A 21,824-nucleotide genomic window follows, 5' to 3' on the forward strand; every position below is an offset into this window, starting at 1 on the left:
CCGCAATCTCACTCGGTTCTCGTACCACCCTGGGAGATAGCGGTGGGCGGCAACACAACGCCTGCCCCTGAGAGTACGTCGGGGGCGGTTTTCGAAGTAGGCGAGAGCTGAGATTTCAGGAGCGGTGGTGGGAGCCGGCCAGGGTGGGGATCTGATCGGCGGGGTCGTCCGCCCCCTCTGGGACGTCGTCGGCGGGCACCAATCCTGCGTCGATAGTGTCGTCGGTGTTCAGGCGTACCAGCTGGTCGCGGGTGAACCCGAAGAACCAGGTGGCGAAGAATCCCACGGTGTAGGCGACGATCAGGCCGCAAGCGTAGCCGAGTGCGGCGGCGCCCCAGCCCTGGCTGCCCTGGAGCAGTGGGAACAGCGAGACGTCACTGGCGCCGATGGCGATCGCGCCGACGGTGTAGCCGAGCTGATCGAATAGGCCGATTACTGCGCCGCCGAATGCGCCGCCGATGCAAGCGGTGATGAAGGGGCGGCCCAGCGGCAGGGTGACGCCGTAGATGAGTGGCTCGCCAACGCCGAGGAATCCTGCGGGCAGTGCACTCTTGATGGTACGTCCGATGCTGGTGTTGCGGCGGAGCCTGAAGAACACGGCGATGGCGGCACCGATTTGGCCGGCGCCACCCATGGCCAGGACCGGCAGCAGGGTGGTGTAACCGACCTGTTCGATCAGGGTGGTGTGGATTGGGGTGAGTGTTTGGTGCAACCCGGTCATCACCAACGGCAGGAACAGCCCGCCGAGGACGAAGCCAGCGAAGACACCCGCAGTGCTCAGCAGCCAGGTGGCGCCGATACCGATCTGGATAGACACCCAGCCGGCGGCCGGCATCAGGAGGAACAGGGCGGCGAGGCCGGCGATCAGCACGGTCAACGTGGGCACGATGAACAAGGCGAGCACGTCGGGCGCCCATCTGCGGGCCCACCGCTCGACGTAGGCGCCCAGAATGGCGGCGGCCATGGCGCCGAGAACCCCTCCCTGGCCGGGGGCCAGTTGCTGACCCCAGACGACGATGTTTGCGACTGCAGGAGCCACAATGATTCCCCCGATAACGCCGCCGATGATGGGTGTGCCGCCAAACTCTTTGGCAGCGTTCATCGCAACGAACACGGCGAGTAGGGCGAAGAACCCGCTGGACATGACGCTGAAGATCGGAGACAGGGTGGCCAACCACGGAACCTGGCCGCTTGTGGCCAGGTTGGTCAGGATTCCGTTGATGCCGGCGATGAGTCCGCAGGCGATCAGCGCGGGGATCAGTGGGACGAAGATGTTGGAGATGCGCCTCAGAGCGTTCTTGACCGGGGTGTTGTTGCGCTGCTTGTTCTGTTGCCGGATGGCCGCACCTTTGTCGGCCAGCTGAGCGGCCGAGGAGGCAGCCGACCCTTCCGCGCGGGCGGCGCTGAGGGCCGACTCCACGTCGATGGCCACCCGGTCGACCAGACCCGGGCCCAGCACGATCTGGCAGTTATCGCCGGGCAGCGCGGCGAGCACCCCGGCGATCGCACGCAGTGCGGCGACATCGACTCGATCCTGGTCACGGACGCCGACACGCAATCGGGTCATACATTTCTCGACGTCGATGATGTTCTCGGCGCCGCCCAGACCAATGAGCAACTGGTCTGCGATGACTCGTGAGTCGGCCATGACTGATGTCCTTTCGAGCAAAGTGCGGGGTTGCACGGGGCTCCTAGCGGGATGGAGAACCCGGGCTACAAAATTATGTCGTAATATGAAAATAGCTTTCACAGACTTAGGAGTCAAGAGGTAATTATTTTCACCACTCGTCTGCGTTGTTGACGGCAGGTTTCGACAATCCCCAGGCTGAAATCTCTGCTGCGCTGCTGCGCACTGGTCACCGGGGAGATCAGGTGTGGCTCTGATGCACTTAAACGAGTGGACCATTTTGCAGTTGATGTAGTTATTTTGAAACCGTAAGTTGTAGTCCCTCAGTAACGGAGTCAGGCAGGCCACGACCCTGTCGGAACCACACGGGTGCGCCGTATGTGGCGGGTAACGCTTGTGCGACCGTAACTGTCGCGAGGACGGCGGTGGCCGAAGTGTTCGGAGCGACAATAGCCGGCCGGAGCCGACCCACGGAAGAGTCAGGAGCCTCAAAAAAAACCGCGTAATCCCGTGTCCGCTGAATCAATCTCGCTGACTTGGCTATCCGCACAATTGCCGCGATCCTCGTTAGAAGCAGGAATACGGCTGGGCTCTTTCGTAGACTTGCGTGTAGCGCGTGCGCCACAGGGTCCGAGTTTTCGCTCGACTCTTAGAAACTGCGGCCGCGCGTTATGGGCACTACGGAGCCTGAAATGTAGGACGCTTCGGGTGAGGCTAGGAAAACGTAGGCGGCGGCGAGTTCGGCTGTTTGTCCTGCCTGGCCCAGTGGGGTTTCCCGACCGAGAGTGGACAGCTTGTCTGGCCGTGAAGCTGCGGGGATAAGCGGCGTCCAGACTGGCCCGGGCGCGACTGCGTTGACCCGAACCCCGGCTGGGCCTAATTCTTGGGCGAGCGCCCGTGTGAACGCTACGAGTGCGGCTTTGGTCATGGCATAGTCGATCAACACCTGTGCGGGGCTCGATGCCGGGATTGATGACGTGGAGATGATCGATGCTCCCGGCCAGAGGTGCGGGATGGCGGTGCGCGCGATCCACAGAGTCGCATAAAGATTGGTTTTGAAGACCCGGTCGAATTCTGCCGTTGACAGGTTTTCTGGACCGTTCCGGTTTTTTTGGTAGGCGGCGTTGAGCACCAGGATATCCAAGCCGCCGAGGGTTGCCACGGTATCCTTTACGAGGTTGACGCAGTGGGTTTCCTCGCGGATGTCGCCCGGGATGAGCAGGACGGTGCGGCCGGCGGCCCGGATCTGCTCTGCCGTGAATTCGGCATCCGTCTGTTCGTCAGGCAGGTAGGAGATCGCAATATCGGCACCATCTTTGGCGTAGGCGATGGCCACGGCCCGGCCGATGCCTGAGTCGCCGCCTGTGATGAGTGCCCGCCTCCCGACAAGTTTTCCGGCGCCATGGTAGGTGTCTTCGCCACGATCCGGGCGGGGCTGAGTCGCCTCGGTCAGGCCGGGTTGACTCTGTTCCTGCTTGGGGTTGCCGCCGGTGATGTATTTCGTCCTTGGGTTGTCGTTTTGGTTCGTCAAGGCGTGACTCCCTATCGAAAATCGGTGGATGTTGCCGGTTGAGGGAGCACGGCTGACCGCCGTCAGATGACTTCTGTGAGCCGGTGAGTCATCAGCGGATGCGGGCGGCATCGGTCGTTCGCGCGCGGAAGCCGCCGCTAATCTGCACGAGGGCGGGGAGCTGTAGGCCGAGGAGATTATCGAAGGAAAAGAGCACCTCGTTGACAATCCGGCTGGCTTCCCGAGGTGAGATTCCTCGGCGGCAGGTGATGGCCACCTTCAGTGCTGACTGGTTCTTGACGCGGTAGGTGGAGACGTGGGAGGCAACAAGTTCCGGTCGGTTTGTGAGAGCATCTTGGATGGCGTGCTCGGCCACTCTCGACTCGATGACAACCGCGCCACTGCTGGTTTTTCCGTTTAGTGAGACGATCCGGCCGGTGTGCCCGTGGCCTTGACGCAGGCTGAAGGTGACCAGCACCGCGATGAGCAGCACTCCAGCGGCGAGGACGATGAGCCATAACCAGCTGCCGCTGACCGGGATCAAGGATTCGGGAAAGGGGGTGGCCTGAAGCCACCGGGTTGCCCTATCGATGCCAACACGAGTTGCGTTCGTCCAGCTGTCCCGGACGAGCGGAACAAGTGCCACCAGGGCCAGGGTCGCGCCACCGGTCAAGACGAGGAGTCCGACCAGGAAAACAAAGATGCGGTTGAGGATGCGATTGGTGGAGTTCATCCGCCCACCCTCCCCGTGGAGACAACAACGACCTTCGCGTGTAGGGAACGCAGCAATCCAAAAGCCACAATCTGTTCGCGCACGGCCGTGAGCACCGCCTGCTGATCGATCGCCGTTCCAGAGGTAGGAGTGAGGTGCACGGTGGCGCTACGGGGGGTCACGGTGACCCGCGCGTTGTCTGGGGCCAACCCAGCGACGCGGGCCGCTTCACGAGCCAACGCGGATGCGATCACCTCGTTGTCGACGATGGTCGCGGCCCGTTCGGTCTCGAGCAGATGGCGAGATCGCCGGCCAGGAGTGACAGCCACGACAAGGAGAAGCAGCCCGATGAGGGCGCCGGTGAGGCCGAGCCCGCCCACGAACACGGGCGGTGCAGAGGAAACGCCTGCGACCGCGCCCGCCATACCCGCGGGGGTCGCGAGGAGCCCCGGCCGGCCGAGCAGGTTCAACACGATCTCGATCATGAGCCAGAGGCAGGCGGCGATGGCCAGGATCGCGAGAGTGATCGCTGCAACCGAACGCGACGAGTAAAGCTCGCGACGGCTGAGCCGTTGGTAGGTGGAACGATACTTAGTCATCGCACGCGGCCCTCTGGTCGAATGTCGGCACCGGTGAGCCGCACGGCCACCCGGGACAGGGTGGAACCGGTCAACTCGCCCACCCGGTAATGAATGTGCTGCCTGGCGTGCTCGGCCCGCTCCAGAATCGTGCCCCCGGTGCGAGTCACGACGGAGGGATCCCGGTGCACACGGGTGAGCGCAACGACCCGGATGGGGGCGCTGACCGTGAGGGCGAGGTTGCCCTGATCATCGGTGATCTCGGCACCGACCGCCGAGGGGTCAACGCCCAGAGCGTCCGCCGCGACCGCACACACTAACCGATTCAAAGCACGAGTCGAGACGGTGGTCCGGCCATTTTTGAGCACCGTCGGCGACAGCGTATGACGGGCCGCTGTGTCGGAACTGAGGGTTGTCATGACGACGACCGCTTGCCCCGGAATGCGTCAACCAGGTTCGCAACGCTCAGCTTTCCGTCCATAATCCGCCCGACGATCGCGCCGACCGCCATGGCCGCGGCCACGAACACGCATGGCCAAAAGCCAAGGACCAGCCACGTCAGAGCAAGCACGGCTCCGAACACAGCCCCCGTTTTCGCCAAGGTGCTCACTGAACCCGAGCCTCGGACTTCTCGTCCTTGTCGTCGGTCGGCAGGTACACGTCGTTGATGTTCACGTTCACCTCGGTGACCTCCATTCCAACCAGATCTTCGATCACACGGATCACGGCAGACCGCACCCGCTCGGCCACATCCTGCAGGGCCATGGGGTACTCCGCGACAATGGTGACGTCGGCCGCGACCTGAGTTTCTCCGACCTCCACGTTGATGCCCTGGCTCACGTCCGAGGTGTTCAGGGCATCGCGGATGGCACCGAGCGCCCGGGCGGCTCCGCCGCCAAGAGCGTGCACACCACTGACCTCACGGGCTGCAATGCCGGCGATCTTTGCCACCACAGCGTCGTTGATCACGGTCTTGCCGCGGCCGGGGGTCGCCGAGGCGGAGTTCGGTGCGGTGGAAAGAGTAGGTCTGGTGAGATCTGCCATGGGAGGCTCCTTGTTCGTGTCCCCTGAACGGGACGTATTGCAATAGTTAATATGTAGACGCTTGCCACGACGCGTTCGTCACACCCGGTGCTACAGTTCCCAGCGAATCGAGGGGCAAACATTTCAGATAGCAAGAGCAGGGCACTGCTGGCCCACGCCGACGACCGCACCTTGGTGGACCGCGCTGTTGACGGAGACGTTCGAGCATTCGAAGTGATTGTGCGACGGCACGGCCCGTAGGTACGCGCCCACGCGACCCGCAACCTGGGCTGCAGCCACGATGCAGACGATGTCGTACAGGACACGTTCATCACGGCATGGGCGAAGCTATCGACCTTGAAAGATTCTGCGCTGGTAAGAAGTTGGCTGATGCGCATCGCCAGCCACAAGAGCATTGATCGAATCCGCGCACGGCGGCAGAACTCCAACCTCGACGACGTCGGCGTGCCCGCATCGGAGGACCATTCACCGACGCAGATAGTGGAGGCGCGTTCGTGTAACGAGGCACTCTCCCAAGTCTTGTCCGCCCTTCCGGAGGATCAACGACAACGCTGGGACCTAGAGAGTTTGGGGACTACCGTTATTCCGAGATCGCTGAGGAACTCGACTTGCCCCTTTCTACCGTTCGCGGGCTGCTTGCTAGCGCCCGCGAAACTTTGATTCGCGAGATGGAGGCCTGGCGGTGACGACTCGGAAACGCCCGCCTCACCCCCGGCCTGGTACGAGTCAAATGACGAACCTGACCTCCTTGATGGCCACACCATTGACGAACTCAGCGACTACCTCGACCGAGGCAAGATGCCCACCGACCCGTCGATCGACACATCGGCTGCGTGCCAGATGGCGATGGCCTCCCTTGAGCGCCTGCGCGGCGCAATGAGCACGCTGCCCCGGGATGAGGCAGAAGAGCAACCGGCCCGAGACGACAACTGGGTCACCGCCATCCTGGACAGGATCGTGCTCGACGTCCGGTCCGGGCACGACATCCCCATCTCGCACCCGTCGCCGAACGCGCAACTTTTCGTCACCGAGGGAGCTGTCCGCGGACTCGTTCGCGCGGCAGGCGATATCGTCGACAACCTTATCGTGGGTCGATGCCGGCTCGACGGGGAGCTCACTGTGCTGGGAGCTCCGATCACGGTCACGGTCGATGCCAGGGTCTGCAAGGGCGAGAACATTCCCGCCCTTGCCGACAAGTTGCGAGACACGCTCGTCGGCGCGCTACGCAACCACACCGAGCTCGCCATCGCGGGCATCGAGGTGATCATTCGCGACATCCACCTCACTAAGCCAGAGCACGGCGAAGAAGAAGCAACACCATGACGGATGCCGCCGAGCTCGCAGGGAATCTCGAAGTTATCGTAAGGTCTGTCCCGGAGGTGACAGCCTTGTACCCGACCACGCCGATCGTCGTCACGATTGTCGGGTCTGTTGTCGATGCCCTTACGCAGCGGGAAAAGGCACCGAAACTAGTTACCGTGACGACGGGAAAGGCCAGCCTGAGCGTGACTGCGAGAATCGGCGTCGCCGACGCAGCGTCATCCACCGAGGTGTGCCGACGTGTGCATGACACGATCGCCGCGAATCCCGCCATTTTGGCGCTTGCTCCCATCAACACCATCTCTGTGACGGTTGCCAGCATCGGCTAGAAGTACGGCCATTTTCCGCCGAGCGTGACGAAACGGCCGGTAGCTGCGTCTTTGAGGTGTGGCACTCTTGCGCTCGGTTCGCATCGTAACGCGCCCCTTCACTTAGGACAGGCGCAACACACGAAGTGACCCTGCCGACCAATCGGCGCGACCCAACCCTGGAGGTTGACATGCAAAACGAATTCACCAGCGCCCTTGCAGTTGGGCTGGCTACTCTCGGACTTTGTCCCGAAGCTTCTGTTGTTCCTGGTCATTGTGATCGTCGGCTTGATCGTGGCGAAGCTGATCTCCAAGGTGCTGGCGAAGCTGCCCGGAAAGGTGGACTTTGACCGCGTTGTGGAGCGCGGCGGTGTGAAAAAGGCCTCGGCCAGCTCGTCCATGGACGCGTCGGACATCATCGCAAAGATTCTGTAGTACACGCTGGTGTTGTTCGTTTTACAGTTCGCATTCGGAGTATTCGGACCCAACCCGGTCAGTGATCTGCTCGCCGGGATCATCGCTTTCCTGCCGAAGATCATCGTGGCAATCATCATCGTCATCGCCGCGGCCGTTGCCGCGGGCGTGAAGACCCTCATCCAGGGCGCCCTCGGCGGCCCGATCAAGCCCCCACAGGCCCGCTGGGAGTCCTACCTCGTCAAGCCGAGGAAGGAGCCCCGAAGATGAAAGAACAGGCCAAGAACGCTCCCAGCGTGAAAGAACAGGCCGAGCAGGCGAAGAACAAGACGCAGAACAGCATGAATTCCGCCGGCACCGGCAGCACCCGCCGCACGAACATCGGACGCTAGCAGACCGGCCCCGCGTGCGTATTACTCGATGGGTGTCCGGTTTGGAATTGGCGGCGCTTAATTCTGAACTGGTCACCCGGGTGGCCGAGCACATCCTCAGCCATTGGAAAGATGGCCTATCCTCGCTCCATCCATCGCACTGGTGGGTCCCTGCCCCACTGCGGCCACAGCGCTATAAGCAGAAGCAGGTCCAACGCCACACCGCCCGCGAACGGAGGACCCTTCGGTGGCCAACACCTCGAAGCCCTCGCCATTCAAGTGAACCGTGTCAATGCCAAGGTGGACCAGGATCCCGGTCCCCGACGTGGACTGGATGACGAAAGCGTGCGGCTGGACCCGGACGAGGGTGCCACTCACCGGCGCACGAGCCGTCACGGGGCCGATTTCCGGGGAGGGTTGAATGCCACTCCCCCGCCGACGATTTCCTGGGCGAACACGGGGTCGGGAACATCGCTGAGCGAAACCACGGTGCCGCGCAGGGGGCTGAGGAGGTTTTCGGGCATGGCGGTGTCTCCTGGAGTGTGACGTGCGGGGAACTACAGACGAATCGAGAGTTGTTATGGTCGTCAGCGATGCACGCCCGTGCCATACGATGCGACCCGCGGCAGTGGGTGACGGTTCGCTCAGGGTGACGTGATGGCGGTGCGGACGTCGCCGTGAGCCTGTTCGAGGCGAGCGGTGGCCGTGGGGAAATCAGTGTCGGTGAGCAGCATGACCACGGCGGTCTTGGCATGTCCGCCGGCCTGATCGATTGCAGCGGCGGCGGTATCCGGATCCGCCCCGGTGGCGTCGCTGACGATGCGGCGGGCCCGGTCGACCAATTTGGCGTTCGTGGGTTGGACGTCGACCATCAGGTTGTGGAAGACTTTTCCGGTGCGGATCATGCTGGCGGTGGAGAGCATGTTGCACACCAGCTTTTGCGCCGAGCCTGCCTTCAGCCGGGTAGAGCCGGTCAGGACCTCGGGTCCGGTGTCGACCTCGATGGCGACATCGGCGTGTCTGCTGATCTCCGCGCCGAGATTGCAGGCGACGGAGACGGTGGCCGCCCCAACGCTTCGGGCATGGTCCAGACCGCCGATGACATATGGGGTTCGGCCGCTGGCGGCGATGCCGACGACCACGTCAGCGACGGTGAGTCCGACTGCCCGCAGGTCGTTCACCGCGAGGTCGGGATCATCTTCGGCACCTTCGACGGCCTGGAGGAACGCACGCTCCCCGCCGGCGATAAGCCCGAGGACTTCCCCGGGGTCGGTACCGAACGTCGGTGGGCATTCGACGGCGTCCAGCACCCCGAGTCGGCCGCTGGTGCCGGCACCTAGGTAGATCAGCCGTCCGCCGCGGCGGCGGGCGCCCACAATCGCATTTACTGCGTTCTCGATCGCCGGTAGTGCCGCCGCCACCGCAACCGGGACTGTGCGGTCCTCTTGGTTCATCACGGTGAGCAGGTCCGCGACGGACATCGTGTCCAAGTCAGTGGTGTGGTCATTTGCGGTCTCGGTGCCCAATGTGGCGAGTGCCATAGTGTTGTCCCTGTTCCTGGTGTTGATGAAGCTATTCATGGTTGTTTGTTTCGTCCCGGATGAGAGGTGACGGCGGCGTAGGTGCGTTCCAGCGCGGCTCGGGCACCGGGTAGCGTTTGTGCGACGCCGACAAAGATGGCGTCGACGAGCAGGAGCTGCCCAGTGCGGCTGGCCATCGCTGCGGAACGGAAGCCAAACTCTCGACCCGCGGTGACCAAGACGTGTTCGCCGTGGGCCGCCAATCGGGAGCGGGCGGCGCCAGTGATGGCCACCGTGCCGGCGCCGGTAGACCGGGCCGATTGCAGTGGCGCGACGGTGCCGGGGTTCTCTCCCGAGTGGGAAACGCCGATGGCCAGGTCAACGGGGCCGAGCAGCGAAGCGCTGACCATCGCCGCGTCGTGTTCGGTGTACGCCCGGGCGACCAGTCCGACCCGGTTCAATTTCGCAGTTAGATCCTCCGCGACCAGGCCAGACGCGCCGATGCCATACACGTCGATCCGGCGAGCGGCCCGGATCAAATTGATCACTTTCTCCAGGGCGACGGGATCGACGAGTTCGGCGGTGGCGCGGAGCTGTTCAGACTCGAACGCGGCCAGCTTGGTCAACACCACGCCGATCCGGTCGCCGTCGGCGATGTCGGCGCCCACCGGGACACCACCGTCGTGGTTCGCACCACCCTGCGCAGCCAGCGCGAGCCGGAGCTGCGGGTATCCGTCAAAACCGAGACGCCGCGCGGTGCGGACCACGCTCGCGGTGCTCGTCGACGCGCATTCGGCGAGCTCGTTGACTGTCAGAGCCGACGCCGCCGTGGTGTCAGACAGCAGGACCCGCCCGATCCGGCCCTCCGCCGGGGTCAGGCCAGGCAACATCGCCCGGAGCCTCGCGACCACATCTGACGGAGCCGGAGTGGTTGGTCCGATGAGCTCACGCCGAGCATCGGTCGAGACGCCACGATCAGGAGCATGCCTGTAGTCCTTCTTGGGTGTCATGGGCGCCCTCCTCCCCTCGGGTTGCAGTCTCGGGGCCATCCCGAGCCTGTAACAAAGTTACACTTTTTTGAACCGATAATGTCAAGAGTTTCTATGGTTTCTCTCATGACGGATTGGCGGCAAAGCAGATCCGCGTATCGCCTCAGCAGCCTCTGAAAGCCAGTCCCAGCGCGCGATGAGAGAAGCACGCGCCAAGAATGCGCTCATCGCAGCGCTCGATCCGCCGCGTCGCGATCATGCTCCGCGCAGCCCTCCAGTTTTTCGTCGCAAGGCGGTGGAGGTGGAACGCACGCCCCAGTGCTCAGGGGCTACCCGCGAACCGAGCAGACAGCGGACCGCTGATGCGCGCGCCGACTCACGACAAGCCCGCGGATCACCCGGTCAGCCAAGCGGAGTGACTTGATTTCTCTTTGCTTTGTCAAACGATTTATGCGGATACGGCGCAGGAACGCCTTGCAGGGTCCAATCGCGCAACAGGTGTGTGCGGCGCTCGTAGTGAGCGCAAATCACGAGGATCCGCCCGATCACAGGAGGTCAAGTCCCATGGCACTTCTCACCCAACACTCCCTGTCAGGTTTCATCGCCTCGGAGCCACAGCAATCCGTCACCGAGAGCGGCGACACCCGCTTCTACGTGCGAATCGGACAGCCGCACTTCCGCCGCGAAGAAAGCGGCGACTTCACCATGCTCGAGCCGAGCTTCCACGACCTCGTCGCCTACCGCACCACCGCCGACCGCGCGGTCGCCCGGTTCGCGAAGGGCGCCAGCTTCGTGCCCTGAGACCTGCGACTCCTGGACGCAGTACGTCAGACGAGAGGCCATCGCTCTTCTGAGCGAGGACGGCCTTTGCTCGGACGGCACTGCCGGGTCACTGGTCGACGCCTCCACCGTGGAGAACCAGCCCGGGAGCGGTTTCGCGAGGAACGAGGCTGGCAACTATGCCGGCATGACTCATGCATGTGTGCGGACCGCTAGCCGGTAGCGGCAACTCGAACGACGATGCCTTCCTGAATCTTGGGCGCGACTACCCGGATAACGGGCGATTCCAAATCGTGCTCTGGGACATCGGCGGCGTGGAGCCCATCCCGCACGGAACGACTTCGTGCACGATGGGTAAAATCACGCTGTGCGAGGGCGTCGCTCAGGTCGAAATCTACGAAGAGGCACCCGTCGGCGCTCCCCTACACCCTGCTCTCGACCGCCCTCTCACTGGCCCCTGGCGATGTAGATTTCAGGGGTCAATATGTTGGGGTGCCGGCACCCCGGCGGGAGCGTCCTAGGGGAAACTCCGACGGAACCTCCCCCTCGGAACCGGACTGCGCGGCCTACTCTGGCAGGAGTCGCATTTGGCCCATCCGTAAGGAAATCCCGCTCACATGCGTTTCAGTGGTCGATAGGCAACTTCCTGGCCGTCCCTCACCGAAATGTTGCGAGACGCGGGACCGAATGGACGCGCAACGAAGCATTGCCCGAAACTCAGACCTAGACCGTAGTCTAGAGCAGAGCTGGGTGGCATCGGATCAAAAAGAAAGGCCCAGTGACCGACAGAATTTCTGGTCAAAGGGCCTTTATGTGTAGCGGGAGCGGGAATTGAACCCGCGACACCACGATTATGAGCCGTGTGCTCTAACCAACTGAGCTACCCCGCCACGACCTGTCGGCTGCAAGAGCTTCCAAGCCAGAGCCCCCTGTGGGAATCGGACCCACTACCTCTTCCTTACCAAGGAAGTGCTCTACCAATGAGCTAAGGGGGCGAAGCATCCGTGTGAACGAAAACCAAGCCAAATTTCGGCAACCGGTAAATATTATCACCAAGTCGGCCGGCTCGATGACCGTGGGGTGGAATCGGGCACCGAAACCCCCGGCAGCGCCCACGCGGTGAAGCTCGGCCCGTCCGTTTCCAGACGGATGCGCCCGCCCGCCACGCTGACGGCGGCGTCGCCCAGGAGCCGGGTCGGCTCCCCTGCCACGGACCCGAGCGGCAGTGTCACCGCGCACGCGGCGCGGGCCGCGACCAACAGCACCGACTCCTCCGCACACTCGCGCACGTAGACGAGCACATCCGCGCCCACGTGCACCCAGCGCATCCCGCCGCCGTTCAGGGCCGGGTGGGCGGTGCGCAAGCGGATCAGCGCCGCGTACAGGTCGATTGTGGCCGCCACCTCGGAGTCACCCGCCGTATCCCACGGCATGGGCGTGCGCGCGCCCTCGCCGTCGTCGCCGGCCAGGCCGAATTCGTCGCCGGCGAAGACCACCGGCATGCCCGGCAGGGTCGCGCTCAGCCCGAAGGCGACGGCCACTCCCCCGTCGATCGCATGGGTGCGGAACCTTGGAGTGTCGTGCGTGTCGAGGGCGTTCATTGTAGCCAGGCGAGTGCGCCAGGGGTAGCCGGCCGTGAACCGGAGGTGGGCGTCCACGAACGCCCGCCCGTCGGTCAGCGGGATGGTGCCGTAGGGCAGCCCGAAGAATGTCGATGGGCTGTGCGGCTTCGAGAGCCAGCTCCACACCGGTCGGGTGAAGGTCGTATAGGTCATCGCGCCGTGCCAGCCGTCGCCCTGGAAGTCGTCCGAGGCATCATTGGTCGATTCGCCGAGCAGGATGGTGTCGGGGTTCTCCGCGATCATGGTGCGGCGGATGGTCTGCCGCACCAGGGCGTTCAGGTCCTCCCCCTGCAGGCGGCCGGTCATGTTCGCCACATCGATGCGCCAGCCGTCGAGGTGGTAGGGGGCCCGCAGCCACTTCGCCACCACCGACTGCGGGCCCTCGATGAACCGGCGGCGCAGCTCGATCGAGGTCCAGTTGAACTTCGGCAGGCTGGGTACGCCGAGCCAGGACGCGTAGTCCTCGTGCCGGTCGTCGAGCCAGTAGTAGAAGGCGCTCTCGACGGCATCCGGGGCACGGTGCGCCGCCCGGAACCACTCGTGCCGGTTGCCGGAGTGGTTCGAGGTGAGGTCGCCGATCACCTTGAAGCCCCGCTCGTGGGCAGCCTCGACCAGCCGCACGAGGGCAGCGTCGCCGCCCAGTGCCGGGTCGACCACGTCGAAGCTCCGCGCGTCGTAGCGGTGGCTCGAGCCGGCCGGGAACACGGGTGTCAGGTAGAGCAGGGTGACGCCGAGCCGTTCGAGGTGGTCCAGGTGCAGGACGATGCCGTCGAGGTCCCCACCGTAGAACTGGTGCGAACGGGCCGGTTGCTCCGCCGCTACCGGGTCACCCCACGCCGCGGGCACGGCCCAGGTCGGCTTCTCGCGCAGCGCGGCGGCCGTGGAACGCCCGAAACGATCCGGGAAGATCTGGTACATCACGGTCGACGCGACCCAGTCCGGCGGTGCCGGATGGCTGAGCAGCTTGAAGTCCTCCGCGTCGACGGTCTCGAAGGAATGCACCCCGGCGGCGTTCAGCCACCAGTGCCCGCCGTCGGCCCGGTTGATCAGGAACCGGTAGCCGTTGACCGGGTTCAGGATCTCGACCTCGGCCTCCCACCACCGCCAGCCCTCCGCCGCGCCGAGTAGGCGGGCGTCGTGGAAGCGCGGTTCCCGGTCGGGCGTCGAACGCACGTGCACGGATGCGACGGCGCCCCACGCCTCCGGCACCCGCACCCGCACGCCGACCGTGTCGCCCGGCCGCGGCGCCTGGTCCGAGACGTACAGGGCCGACCCGTCGTGGTGCGGGAGCATGCGCGCCCTACTTCACCGATCCGGCGGTCAGGCCACCGACGATGTACTTCTGCAGCCAGAGGAACAGGGCCATCACGGGCAAGGCCGCGAGCACGGCGCCGGCCGCGAAGACCGAGTAGTTGGTGGAGAATTTCTGAGACACGAACTGGTAGAGGCCCACCGCGAGGGTCTGATTCTCGGGGCTGATCAGCACGATGCTCGCGATGACGAACTCGTTCGTCGTGCCGATGAAAGAGAGGAGGCCGACGACCGCCAAAATGGGTGCGACCAGTCGCAGGATGATCGTGAAGAAGATGCGAGCGTGACCAGCACCGTCCAACTTGGCGGCCTCGTCGATCGAAGCGGGAATCGTGTTGAAAAATCCGTACATCAGGTAGGTGTTCACCCCAAGAGCCCCGCCGAGGTAGACCATGATCAGGCCGACCTGCGAGTCCAGTCCGATCGCCGGGAAGATATCAGAGATGCCGTTGAGCAGGAGGAATATCGCGACGACAGCCAACAGTTGGGGAAACATCTGCAACAGTACGAGCGTGAGCAGTCCCCCCCGGCGACCGAAAAAACGCATCCGGGAGAAGGAATATGCCGCAAGGGCCCCCAAAAAAACCGTGCCGATCGAGGTGATCACTCCGATGATCAGGGTATTGCCGTACCAGGCGGCGTATGGCTGTTGGGGCAGGTTGAAGAGCGTCACAAAGCTGCCGAGGCTCACCTCGCTGAATAGCCCATTTGCGGTGATCAGGGTGCCACCGGGTTGCAGCGCTGCCGAGAGCACGTAGACAAGGGGGAACGCCGAGAACACGGCCATGAACACGCCGATCAGGTGGCGCCATCCCGTTGCTTTGAACCAGCGCTTGAACTGGAATGACGAATTTCTCACGACGATGCGGTCGCTAGTCTCCCGATTGTTGACCTGCATGTCAGTTCAGCTCCTCTAGTGCCTTGGTCTGCCTAAAGCTGATGATCGACACGATCGCGACCAGCAGGAAAATGATGATGGAGAACGCACTCGCCAATCCGTAGTCGCGGTTCGCACCGACGAAGGCGACCTTGTAGACCATCGAGATGAGGATGTCGGTCGCACCGACATTCACTCCCGCGGTAACGTCTCTCGGCCCGCCATTGGTGAGCATGTAGATGAGGTTGAAGTTGTTGAAGTTGAACGCGAACGACGAGATGAGCAGCGGGGCCACCGACACGAGCAGCAGCGGAAGCTTGATCAGCCGGAACACCTGCCAGGGCCGCGCCCCGTCGACCGTTGCTGCCTCCTGCAACTCGCCGGGAATCGACTGAAGAGCACCCGTGCAGACCAGGAACATGTAGGGAAAGCCGAGCCACAGGTTCACGAAGATGATGCTGAATTTGGCCAGCCACTCGTTTGTGAGCCAGGGTATTTCCGCCCCGCCGAACAGCACCTGGTTGACGAAGCCGAACTGCGGGTTGAGCAGCCCAGCCCAGACCAGCGCGGACAGGAATGCCGGGAACGCGTAGGGAAGAATCAAGACGACGCGGTAGACGTTGCGTCCGCGCATCCGCAGGTCATTGAAGACCAGCGCCAGAAAGAGCCCGAGCGCGAACGTGGTGGCGACAGAAAGGAAAGCGAAGGCAAAGGTCCACAGGGTCACGTTGATCAGCGGCCCCCGAATGGATTCCGTGCCGAACGCACGGGCAAAGTTATCGAATCCGACCTCAACTTTCCAGCCGGGGCGCAGTTCGGTACCGTCCTCCGCGGCGAACGCTCCGACCGTGCCGTCCTCGGCGTAGACGACGTTCGTCGTGGTGTTCGTCATCGTTCTCGCGGCCTCGTCGTAGACCAGATCGGACAGGTAGAGATAGGCCTTTGAGCCGTCCGGGGTGCGGAGCACCCCCTCGTTCGGGTCGTCGGTGAGCGGCACCGAGAGGGCCGCGATGTCCTCTTGATTGGCAGCGATGTCGCTGAACTTGAGCGAGGTGTAGCCGGGAAGTGCGGTGGCGACGCCGTCGGCATCCGTCTCGGCATCGGTGACTTCACGCAGGGGCGCGTCGGTGCCGCCGACGCTGATCCGGCCGTCAGGGTCGGTGACGAGGAGGCTGTAGGCACCCAGTTGCTCGATCACGGTGATGTCATACGCGACCGAGTCCGGCACTCGTTGCTGCGCGGAGGCGATGAGTGATGCGACCGCGTCCGCCCTGGTGCTGTTGTGCCCGGTGCCGTAGTTCGTGAACGCGATGTAGCCGGAATAGCCCACAACAAAGATCTGGAAGATCACGAGGAAGATCAGGCCGGGGGTGAGGTACTTGGCCGGCAGAGCGTTTTTGCTGAAGTAGATCCAGTTGACGATCAGGGTGACTGCCAGAACGAGTCCGAAGATGACCCAGTCCTGTTTCAGGAAGAGCACGAAGAGAGCGTAGACGCTGATTGCGTCGACGATACCGAGGAGCAGAATTTTCACCAGGAGAATCTTGATCCCGACGGACGCCGCCTCGGCAATTCGTCCCGCCCGCTTGGATTGCCTCCACTGGGTGACCAGCGAGTTGTCGCGCGCGGTGCGATCGCGACCTGTTCGTGGGGTGGGCATCTTCGTCCGTTCTCTGGCGCCTGCCGGCAACCTTGCCTGATGTGCGGTGAGGGAGCACGCTGTGCCCGGCCCCCTGATGAAGCCGGGCACACGGTGTTACTTCGCGATGGCGCCCTGGATTTCGCCGGTCATCTTCTGCCACAGCGCTGCCGGGTCACCCTCGCCCGCGATGATCGCGGCCTCGGTGACGCCCCAGAACTGCCAGACCTTGCCCATTTGCGGGATGTTCGGCATCGGAACGGCGGTTGCTCCGACCGTACCGAAACCGGCGGTGATCGGGTCGGCGGCAGCTGCCTCGAAGGCGCTGGTCAGCGCGGGCGGGCGCCCGCCGACCTCGTAGAGCGCGGTCTGCACCTCTTCGGAGCCGATGTAGTTCACCAGGAACTCATTGGCAGCGAGAGCGTTCTTGGTCTTCGCACTCACGAAGAAGCCCTGCACGCCGACAAACGGCTGGGCAGGGTTGCTGCTGGCGGTCGGGATCGGGTCGATCGCGACGTCGATGCCGGCCTTCTGGGCATCCGGGACATTCCACGGACCGGAGAGGAAGAACGGCGATGCGCCGGCGTTGAACTTCTCTTTGGCGATGTCGTTGGTGATGTTCACGCTGAGGTGCCCTGCGGCGCCTTCGGATGCGAGCCAGGCCGCGTAGGCCTCTCCACCGGCGTTGCCGATCGAGAGGTCTTCGGCGTTGTAGCTGCCGTCGGAGTTGGTGCCGAACACGGGGGCGCCGAACGAGGTCTGGAACGGGTACAGGTGATACGGGTCCGATTCCGGTCCAACGGGCACGAGGAACGGGAACTCAGTGCCGGCGGCGGTGCCGGCGGCGACCATGTCCGCGTACGTCGCCGGCGCGGTCGGCGCCAGGGCCGTGTTGCGGAGGAGGGCGATGTTCTCGATCGAGTAGGGGACACCGTAGGTCTTGCCCTCGAAGGTCATCGCGGTGACGGCGACCGGCTGGAAGTCAGCGGTCGTATCGCCGAGTTCGACGGGCTTGAGCACGCCGTTCGAGACGAGGTTCCCGATCCAGTCGTGGGCGCCGATCGTGATGTCGGGGCCCTTGCCGGTCGGAACCTGGGCGATGAACTCTTCCTGGATCTTGGGGAAGTCCTTCTGGATGAGTTTTACCTTGACGCCGGATTCCTTCGTGAATGCCGCCGCCGCGTCTTTGAGGACCGTGCCGCGGTCAGCATCGACCCAAACCGTCAAGGTGTTGGCGGCGGCTTTATCGCCCTCGCCACCCTGCGGAGAGGCCCCGCCGGAGCATCCGGACAATGCGAGGGACGCTGCGACCACTACTGCGCCGGCAGCGACGAGACCTTTCATGTTCACCATCATTGGTGTGCCTTTCTCAGGACATTGAAAATTTATGCAAGCGTTTACATTTATAGCAAGTATCGGAACCATTGACAACTGAAATAGCCGGATCTGAATCTTGAGCAGGTGATGCGCTTAGCCCGCAGGCCTGCAAGCGCTTCCATAGTCACGAGAATGCCGTAGGGTTTCTTTTCATGACAGGCTCAGAGTGGTGGCGAACCGCAGTTATCTATCAGATCTATCCTCGGTCCTTTGCGGACGCCAACGGTGACGGGATGGGCGATCTAATCGGCATCACCAATCGTCTCCCTGCTCTCCGGGCTCTCGGGATAGACGCCATCTGGCTCTCGCCGTTCTACACGTCACCGCAGAACGACGCTGGTTACGACGTGGCCGATTATTGCGATGTCGACCCTCTCTTCGGCACGCTCGATGACTTCGACACCCTGCAGCACACGGCACACGAGCTGGGCATCCGCGTGATCGTTGACCTTGTGCCAAACCACTCCTCAAGTGAGCATCCGTGGTTCAAAGCTGCCCTCGCCGCCGCCGAGGGCAGTGAGGAGCGCGCGCATTACATCTTCCGTGATGGCCAGGGCGAACACGGCGACCTTCCCCCGAACAACTGGGATTCCGTCTTCGGCGGCAATGCCTGGACCCGCGTCACGAACCCGGACGGCACTCCCGGCCAGTGGTACCTGCACCTCTTCGACACCACACAACCCGACTTCGACTGGGACAACGAATGGGTGAAGGCGCAATTCCGCGATGTGCTCCGGTTCTGGCTCGACCGCGGGGCGGACGGTTTTCGGGTGGACGTCGCGCACGGCATGATCAAAGCGACCGGTCTTCCCGACTACACGCCTCCGGTCGCGGGCGGCAGCATGGGCGGTGCCTCGACGGAGGGGTCAGGCATCATCACCGAGTGGCCCGAAACCGCGCCCTACTGGGCCCAGAACGGTGTACACGAGATCTACCGCGACTGGCGCCTCATCCTCGACGAGTACCCGGGCGACCGCATCCTCGCGGCCGAGGCCTGGGTCGATCCGCTCAGCCACGTCGCCGAGTGGGTGCGCCCCGACGAGATGCACCAGGCCTTCAACTTCGCCTACCTCGAGACGGCTTGGGCCGGCCCGGCCCTCCGCCGCGTCATCGACGATTCCCTCGCTGCGTTCGGCGCAGTTGGTGCCCCGAGCACCTGGGTGCTCTCCAACCACGACGTCGTGCGCCACGCCTCCCGGCTCGCGCTCAACCACGAGAACCTGCAGGGCCACGGTATCGGGCCGACGACGCCCGACCTGCCCGACAGCGTGATCGGCCTGCACCGGGCCCGGGCCGCCTCGGCGCTCATGCTCGCACTGCCCGGCTCCAGCTACCTCTACCAGGGCGAGGAACTGGGTCTACCCGAGGTCATCCACCTGCCCGACTCCGCACGCGAAGACCCCACCTGGTTTCGCACCAACGGAGAGCGCTACGGCCGTGACGGATGCCGCGTGCCGCTCCCCTGGGAAGCCGCCGCTCCCTCCTACGGCTTCGGCCCCTCGGCCGAGAGCTGGCTGCCGCAGCCGGACGAGTGGGCGGGCCTCGCCCGCGACGCGCAGGTCGGCGTCGCCGGCTCCACCCTCGAGTTGTACACGCTGGCCCTGGGCCTGCGCCGGGAGCACGCCCTCGGGCTGGGCTCGGTGGAGTGGCTGGACGGCCACGCTGACGAGATCGTGGCGCTGCGCAACGGCGCGGTGACGGTCGTCGCGAACACGGGCGCGGCATCCGTGCCTCTGCCTGCCGGCGAACTCCTCCTCGCCAGCGGCCCGCTGCCCGGCAACACGCTCCCCGGCGACACCACCGTCTGGCTGCGCGCCTAGCCCCCACCCCAGGGGCGTTTGCCCAAACGAATTCGACGGAGATTCTGCCCGAAACGGCCGGTTTAGAGCTCAAAACCCAGTTCTAGAGCAAAATCTCCGTCGAATTCGTTCGGGGCACGGGGCAGAACGGCGCTCGAAGGCGACGGATGCCGCGTGCTCCGGCGACGCGATCAGTGACCCCGCAGCGCCGCCATGGGACAATCGAAGGGCGTCGCCTGAACGGGGAGCGCATAGAAGGAGTAGCAGTGACCGGCACGGGGATCGACAGCGGAACCGAACACGGAACCGAACCGGGACCCGGCACCGACACCGACACCGACACCAAAGCCGACCAGGCGGCCCCGACGCGCGGGGATCTCGCCGAACTTCGCGAGCTCACGACAGAACTGACCCGGTTCATGCTGGCATACAAGTTCGCGACCGACGAGATGATGACGAAGATCAACATCTTGAAGGAGGAGTTCGCCTCCATCCACGACTACAGCCCGATCGAGCACGTCAACTCTCGGCTAAAGACGCCCGACGGGATCCTGAAGAAGGCCGTCCGCAAGGGCTGCCCGCTCGTCCTCGACGACATTCGCGCCCAGATCCAAGACATCGCCGGCATCCGCATCACCTGCAGCTTCATCTCGGACACGTACCGCATTCTCGACATGCTCACCAGCCAACTCGACGTCACGGTGCTCGAGGTCAAGGACTACATCGCCGCCCCGAAGCCGAACGGTTACAAGAGCCTGCACCTGATCGTCGACATCCCCGTCTTCCTATCCGACCGGGTCGACGAGGTCACGGTCGAGATCCAGATCCGAACGGTCGCGATGGACTTCTGGGCGAGTCTCGAGCACAAGATCTATTACAAGTACCACGGGGCGGTTCCGGTGGATCTGGTGGGCGACCTCAAGCAGGCGGCGGATGCCGCCAATCGCCTCGACCTGAAGATGGAGGGCCTGCACGACCAGGTCCTGGCCATGGAGCCCGACGGCAGCGGAGAGACCCACCTGCTCGAGATCGCCGGGCTGTCGCAGCTGGCGCTGCCAGAGGGCCTCCTCGCGGCCATCGGCCGCGCCCGGACCGCCGAGTCCCCGCCCGAGTCCGCGCCAGTGACCGAGCCTGAGGACGAGACCAAGGCCGAGGCGGCCGGCTAGTCCCAGCTGGCCCGTGTCGGGGTCGAACTAGTTCGTGTTGGCGTACAGCCAGACGAGCGGGTTGACCTTGGTGCCGTCCTTGCCGCCGACGCGGATCTCGAAGTGCAGGTGCGGGCCGGTGGACATTCCGGTGTCGCCGACCTGGCCGATGACCTGGCCGACCGTGATGACGTCGCCGGTCTTGAAGAGCATCGAGCCGTGGATCATGTGCGCGTAGACACTGGAGACGAGCTCGCCGTCGATCATGTGGTCGATGATCATGTGCACGCCGAGGCTGCCTTCGCCGTCTTGGGCGTAGCGCACGACGCCGTCGGCGATCGACTGGATCGGCGCGCCCAGGCCCGGGTTGAAGTCCTGACCGCCGTGGTTGGAGGAGCAGCCCGCACAGTCGCGGAAGCCGAACTCGTCACCGATGTGCACGCCCACCGAGAAGGGCCATTGCACGGTGCCGTTCGGGTTGTTCGTGAAGGTCGCTTCCATCCGGATGCCGCTGGCCGCTGCGACCTCGGCGATGGTCTTCGACTCGTAGCCGTCACGCTCGACCGAGATGGTGTCCGCTCCGCCGGTCATGGAGAGCGTCTGGGCGGGTTCGCCCTGGGCGCTCAGCTTCGCGTTGTAGGCGGCGGCCTGCACATCGGCAGAGGACAGCAGCGCCTCGGCCGGCAGGGAGGTGGCCACGGCCATCAGGGCGACGAAGGCCATGGCGACCATCGTGACGCCCGTCGTGGCGAACTTGCGCACCCGATTGGCGGGGGCCGTCGCGGTGGTGCGGGGCTGGGGTGCCGGCGCGGTGGCGGCGGCCGGGTGAACGGCGGGCGCCAGGCGCTCCCGGGCCGATGCGCGGCGGGGGCGGGAGGCGG

Annotated in this window: 24 protein-coding genes, 2 tRNA genes and 1 pseudogene; 10 read left to right on the top strand and 17 right to left on the bottom strand. The window is 64.2% G+C overall.

Going from position 1 to position 21,824, the window contains the following annotated elements; genetic code table 11:
• Positions 1-115 precede the first annotated feature (115 nt).
• The 7 genes from E3O28_RS05870 to E3O28_RS05900 form a co-directional block, all read right to left on the bottom strand.
• Positions 116-1,648, bottom strand: coding sequence for a PTS transporter subunit EIIC (locus E3O28_RS05870; protein WP_134372024.1), 1,533 nt, complete (start codon positions 1,646-1,648; stop codon positions 116-118).
• Between the two features lie 628 nt (positions 1,649-2,276).
• Positions 2,277-3,269 (bottom strand): SDR family oxidoreductase, encoded by a 993-nt coding sequence (locus tag E3O28_RS05875; RefSeq protein ID WP_134415408.1) that lies wholly within the window; start codon positions 3,267-3,269, stop codon positions 2,277-2,279.
• Complete coding sequence (locus E3O28_RS05880; RefSeq protein WP_134372028.1) at positions 3,250-3,870, bottom strand: hypothetical protein; 621 nt, start codon at positions 3,868-3,870, stop codon at positions 3,250-3,252. The genes E3O28_RS05875 and E3O28_RS05880 overlap by 20 nt, the downstream gene beginning before the upstream one ends.
• Positions 3,867-4,448: a DUF6286 domain-containing protein gene (locus tag E3O28_RS05885; RefSeq protein ID WP_134415409.1), complete on the bottom strand. Its 582-nt coding sequence runs from the start codon at positions 4,446-4,448 to the stop codon at positions 3,867-3,869. The genes E3O28_RS05880 and E3O28_RS05885 overlap by 4 nt, the downstream gene beginning before the upstream one ends.
• Positions 4,445-4,756 carry a hypothetical protein gene (locus E3O28_RS05890; protein WP_241973029.1) on the bottom strand — a complete coding sequence of 104 codons (312 nt, stop codon included), beginning with the start codon at positions 4,754-4,756 and terminating at the stop codon, positions 4,445-4,447. The genes E3O28_RS05885 and E3O28_RS05890 overlap by 4 nt, the downstream gene beginning before the upstream one ends.
• An 86-nt stretch (positions 4,757-4,842) precedes the next feature.
• The gene (locus E3O28_RS05895) at positions 4,843-5,037 is read right to left on the bottom strand and encodes a DUF2273 domain-containing protein (protein WP_338145457.1); all 195 of its coding nucleotides are present in this window, start codon (positions 5,035-5,037) and stop codon (positions 4,843-4,845) included.
• A complete protein-coding gene (locus E3O28_RS05900) occupies positions 5,034-5,471 on the bottom strand; it encodes an Asp23/Gls24 family envelope stress response protein (RefSeq protein WP_104100729.1) in 438 nt (145 codons plus the stop codon). Before E3O28_RS05900 ends, E3O28_RS05895 begins: the two co-directional genes overlap by 4 nt.
• A 264-nt stretch (positions 5,472-5,735) precedes the next feature.
• Here E3O28_RS05900 and E3O28_RS17305 point away from each other — a divergent pair.
• The 7 genes and pseudogenes from E3O28_RS17305 to E3O28_RS17205 all read left to right on the top strand — a co-directional run.
• Positions 5,736-5,963 (top strand): annotated as a pseudogene (locus E3O28_RS17305) (RNA polymerase sigma factor); the annotation flags it as partial.
• Between the two features lie 98 nt (positions 5,964-6,061).
• The gene (locus tag E3O28_RS17310) at positions 6,062-6,157 is read left to right on the top strand and encodes a hypothetical protein (RefSeq protein WP_338145460.1); all 96 of its coding nucleotides are present in this window, start codon (positions 6,062-6,064) and stop codon (positions 6,155-6,157) included.
• Positions 6,158-6,269: 112 nt separating this feature from the next.
• Complete coding sequence (locus tag E3O28_RS05910) at positions 6,270-6,794, top strand: hypothetical protein (RefSeq protein ID WP_241973030.1); 525 nt, start codon at positions 6,270-6,272, stop codon at positions 6,792-6,794.
• Positions 6,791-7,120, top strand: a complete 330-nt coding sequence (locus E3O28_RS05915; protein ID WP_134415411.1) for a hypothetical protein — start codon at positions 6,791-6,793, stop codon at positions 7,118-7,120. The genes E3O28_RS05910 and E3O28_RS05915 overlap by 4 nt, the downstream gene beginning before the upstream one ends.
• Before the next feature lie 195 nt (positions 7,121-7,315).
• Positions 7,316-7,534 carry a hypothetical protein gene (locus E3O28_RS16655; RefSeq protein WP_198411541.1) on the top strand — a complete coding sequence of 73 codons (219 nt, stop codon included), beginning with the start codon at positions 7,316-7,318 and terminating at the stop codon, positions 7,532-7,534.
• Between the two features lie 9 nt (positions 7,535-7,543).
• Complete coding sequence (locus E3O28_RS16660; RefSeq protein WP_198411542.1) at positions 7,544-7,783, top strand: hypothetical protein; 240 nt, start codon at positions 7,544-7,546, stop codon at positions 7,781-7,783.
• Positions 7,780-7,905 carry a hypothetical protein gene (locus E3O28_RS17205; RefSeq protein WP_277874689.1) on the top strand — a complete coding sequence of 42 codons (126 nt, stop codon included), beginning with the start codon at positions 7,780-7,782 and terminating at the stop codon, positions 7,903-7,905. The genes E3O28_RS16660 and E3O28_RS17205 overlap by 4 nt, the downstream gene beginning before the upstream one ends.
• A gap of 371 nt (positions 7,906-8,276) precedes the next feature.
• On the opposite strand, the gene E3O28_RS16665 is transcribed toward E3O28_RS17205, so the two are convergent.
• From E3O28_RS16665 to E3O28_RS05935, 3 genes are all read right to left on the bottom strand, one after another.
• Positions 8,277-8,408 (bottom strand): PTS glucose transporter subunit IIA, encoded by a 132-nt coding sequence (locus E3O28_RS16665; protein ID WP_166785847.1) that lies wholly within the window; start codon positions 8,406-8,408, stop codon positions 8,277-8,279.
• 120 nt (positions 8,409-8,528) lie between these two features.
• A complete protein-coding gene (gene murQ / locus E3O28_RS05930; protein ID WP_198411544.1) occupies positions 8,529-9,464 on the bottom strand; it encodes an N-acetylmuramic acid 6-phosphate etherase in 936 nt (311 codons plus the stop codon).
• Positions 9,461-10,414, bottom strand: a complete 954-nt coding sequence (locus tag E3O28_RS05935) for a MurR/RpiR family transcriptional regulator (protein ID WP_134372036.1) — start codon at positions 10,412-10,414, stop codon at positions 9,461-9,463. The genes murQ and E3O28_RS05935 overlap by 4 nt, the downstream gene beginning before the upstream one ends.
• Positions 10,415-10,957: 543 nt before the next feature.
• Between E3O28_RS05935 and E3O28_RS05940 the strand changes: the two genes are divergently transcribed.
• Positions 10,958-11,194 (top strand): hypothetical protein, encoded by a 237-nt coding sequence (locus tag E3O28_RS05940; RefSeq protein WP_134401012.1) that lies wholly within the window; start codon positions 10,958-10,960, stop codon positions 11,192-11,194.
• A 795-nt stretch (positions 11,195-11,989) separates the two neighbouring features.
• Here E3O28_RS05940 and E3O28_RS05945 read toward each other — a convergent pair.
• The 6 genes from E3O28_RS05945 to E3O28_RS05970 form a co-directional block, all read right to left on the bottom strand.
• Positions 11,990-12,063 (bottom strand) — tRNA-Met (locus E3O28_RS05945).
• 33 nt (positions 12,064-12,096) lie between these two features.
• Positions 12,097-12,168: transfer RNA gene (locus tag E3O28_RS05950), tRNA-Thr, on the bottom strand.
• Between the two features lie 54 nt (positions 12,169-12,222).
• Complete coding sequence (locus tag E3O28_RS05955; protein WP_134415412.1) at positions 12,223-14,088, bottom strand: glycoside hydrolase family 13 protein; 1,866 nt, start codon at positions 14,086-14,088, stop codon at positions 12,223-12,225.
• Between the two features lie 7 nt (positions 14,089-14,095).
• Complete coding sequence (locus E3O28_RS05960; protein WP_104100721.1) at positions 14,096-15,004, bottom strand: sugar ABC transporter permease; 909 nt, start codon at positions 15,002-15,004, stop codon at positions 14,096-14,098.
• A gap of 1 nt (position 15,005) precedes the next feature.
• Positions 15,006-16,643, bottom strand: coding sequence for an ABC transporter permease subunit (locus E3O28_RS05965; RefSeq protein WP_134415413.1), 1,638 nt, complete (start codon positions 16,641-16,643; stop codon positions 15,006-15,008).
• A gap of 96 nt (positions 16,644-16,739) precedes the next feature.
• Positions 16,740-17,966, bottom strand: coding sequence for a maltose ABC transporter substrate-binding protein (locus E3O28_RS05970; RefSeq protein ID WP_241973031.1), 1,227 nt, complete (start codon positions 17,964-17,966; stop codon positions 16,740-16,742).
• Positions 17,967-18,151: 185 nt separating this feature from the next.
• Between E3O28_RS05970 and E3O28_RS05975 the strand changes: the two genes are divergently transcribed.
• Positions 18,152-19,819 (top strand): glycoside hydrolase family 13 protein, encoded by a 1,668-nt coding sequence (locus E3O28_RS05975; RefSeq protein WP_104100718.1) that lies wholly within the window; start codon positions 18,152-18,154, stop codon positions 19,817-19,819.
• A 245-nt stretch (positions 19,820-20,064) separates the two neighbouring features.
• Positions 20,065-20,964: a GTP pyrophosphokinase family protein gene (locus E3O28_RS05980; RefSeq protein WP_338145459.1), complete on the top strand. Its 900-nt coding sequence runs from the start codon at positions 20,065-20,067 to the stop codon at positions 20,962-20,964.
• Between the two features lie 27 nt (positions 20,965-20,991).
• Here the strand turns inward: E3O28_RS05980 and E3O28_RS05985 are convergent.
• Positions 20,992-21,824 (bottom strand): M23 family metallopeptidase (locus E3O28_RS05985; RefSeq protein ID WP_134415414.1); only part of this gene is annotated, 833 nt, incomplete at its 5' end.

The organism is Cryobacterium sp. TMT2-14 (genome assembly GCF_004402465.1).
Taxonomy (GTDB): Bacteria; Actinomycetota; Actinomycetes; order Actinomycetales; family Microbacteriaceae; genus Cryobacterium; species Cryobacterium sandaracinum.

Coding starts and splice junctions, on each gene's coding strand:
- E3O28_RS05965 (WP_134415413.1), bottom strand. CDS start 16,643: ATGCCCACCCCACGAACAGGTCGCGATCGCACCGCGCGCGACAACTCG.
- E3O28_RS16665 (WP_166785847.1), bottom strand. CDS start 8,408: ATGCCCGAAAACCTCCTCAGCCCCCTGCGCGGCACCGTGGTTTCGCTC.
- E3O28_RS05875 (WP_134415408.1), bottom strand. CDS start 3,269: ATGCCGCCCGCATCCGCTGATGACTCACCGGCTCACAGAAGTCATCTG.
- E3O28_RS05880 (WP_134372028.1), bottom strand. CDS start 3,870: ATGAACTCCACCAATCGCATCCTCAACCGCATCTTTGTTTTCCTGGTC.
- E3O28_RS05915 (WP_134415411.1), top strand. CDS start 6,791: ATGACGGATGCCGCCGAGCTCGCAGGGAATCTCGAAGTTATCGTAAGG.
- E3O28_RS17205 (WP_277874689.1), top strand. CDS start 7,780: ATGAAAGAACAGGCCAAGAACGCTCCCAGCGTGAAAGAACAGGCCGAG.
- E3O28_RS05955 (WP_134415412.1), bottom strand. CDS start 14,088: ATGCTCCCGCACCACGACGGGTCGGCCCTGTACGTCTCGGACCAGGCG.
- E3O28_RS05960 (WP_104100721.1), bottom strand. CDS start 15,004: ATGCAGGTCAACAATCGGGAGACTAGCGACCGCATCGTCGTGAGAAAT.
- E3O28_RS05940 (WP_134401012.1), top strand. CDS start 10,958: ATGGCACTTCTCACCCAACACTCCCTGTCAGGTTTCATCGCCTCGGAG.
- E3O28_RS05975 (WP_104100718.1), top strand. CDS start 18,152: ATGACAGGCTCAGAGTGGTGGCGAACCGCAGTTATCTATCAGATCTAT.
- E3O28_RS05970 (WP_241973031.1), bottom strand. CDS start 17,966: ATGAAAGGTCTCGTCGCTGCCGGCGCAGTAGTGGTCGCAGCGTCCCTC.
- murQ (WP_198411544.1), bottom strand. CDS start 9,464: ATGAATAGCTTCATCAACACCAGGAACAGGGACAACACTATGGCACTC.
- E3O28_RS05885 (WP_134415409.1), bottom strand. CDS start 4,448: ATGACTAAGTATCGTTCCACCTACCAACGGCTCAGCCGTCGCGAGCTT.
- E3O28_RS05935 (WP_134372036.1), bottom strand. CDS start 10,414: ATGACACCCAAGAAGGACTACAGGCATGCTCCTGATCGTGGCGTCTCG.
- E3O28_RS05870 (WP_134372024.1), bottom strand. CDS start 1,648: ATGGCCGACTCACGAGTCATCGCAGACCAGTTGCTCATTGGTCTGGGC.
- E3O28_RS05910 (WP_241973030.1), top strand. CDS start 6,270: ATGCCCACCGACCCGTCGATCGACACATCGGCTGCGTGCCAGATGGCG.
- E3O28_RS05900 (WP_104100729.1), bottom strand. CDS start 5,471: ATGGCAGATCTCACCAGACCTACTCTTTCCACCGCACCGAACTCCGCC.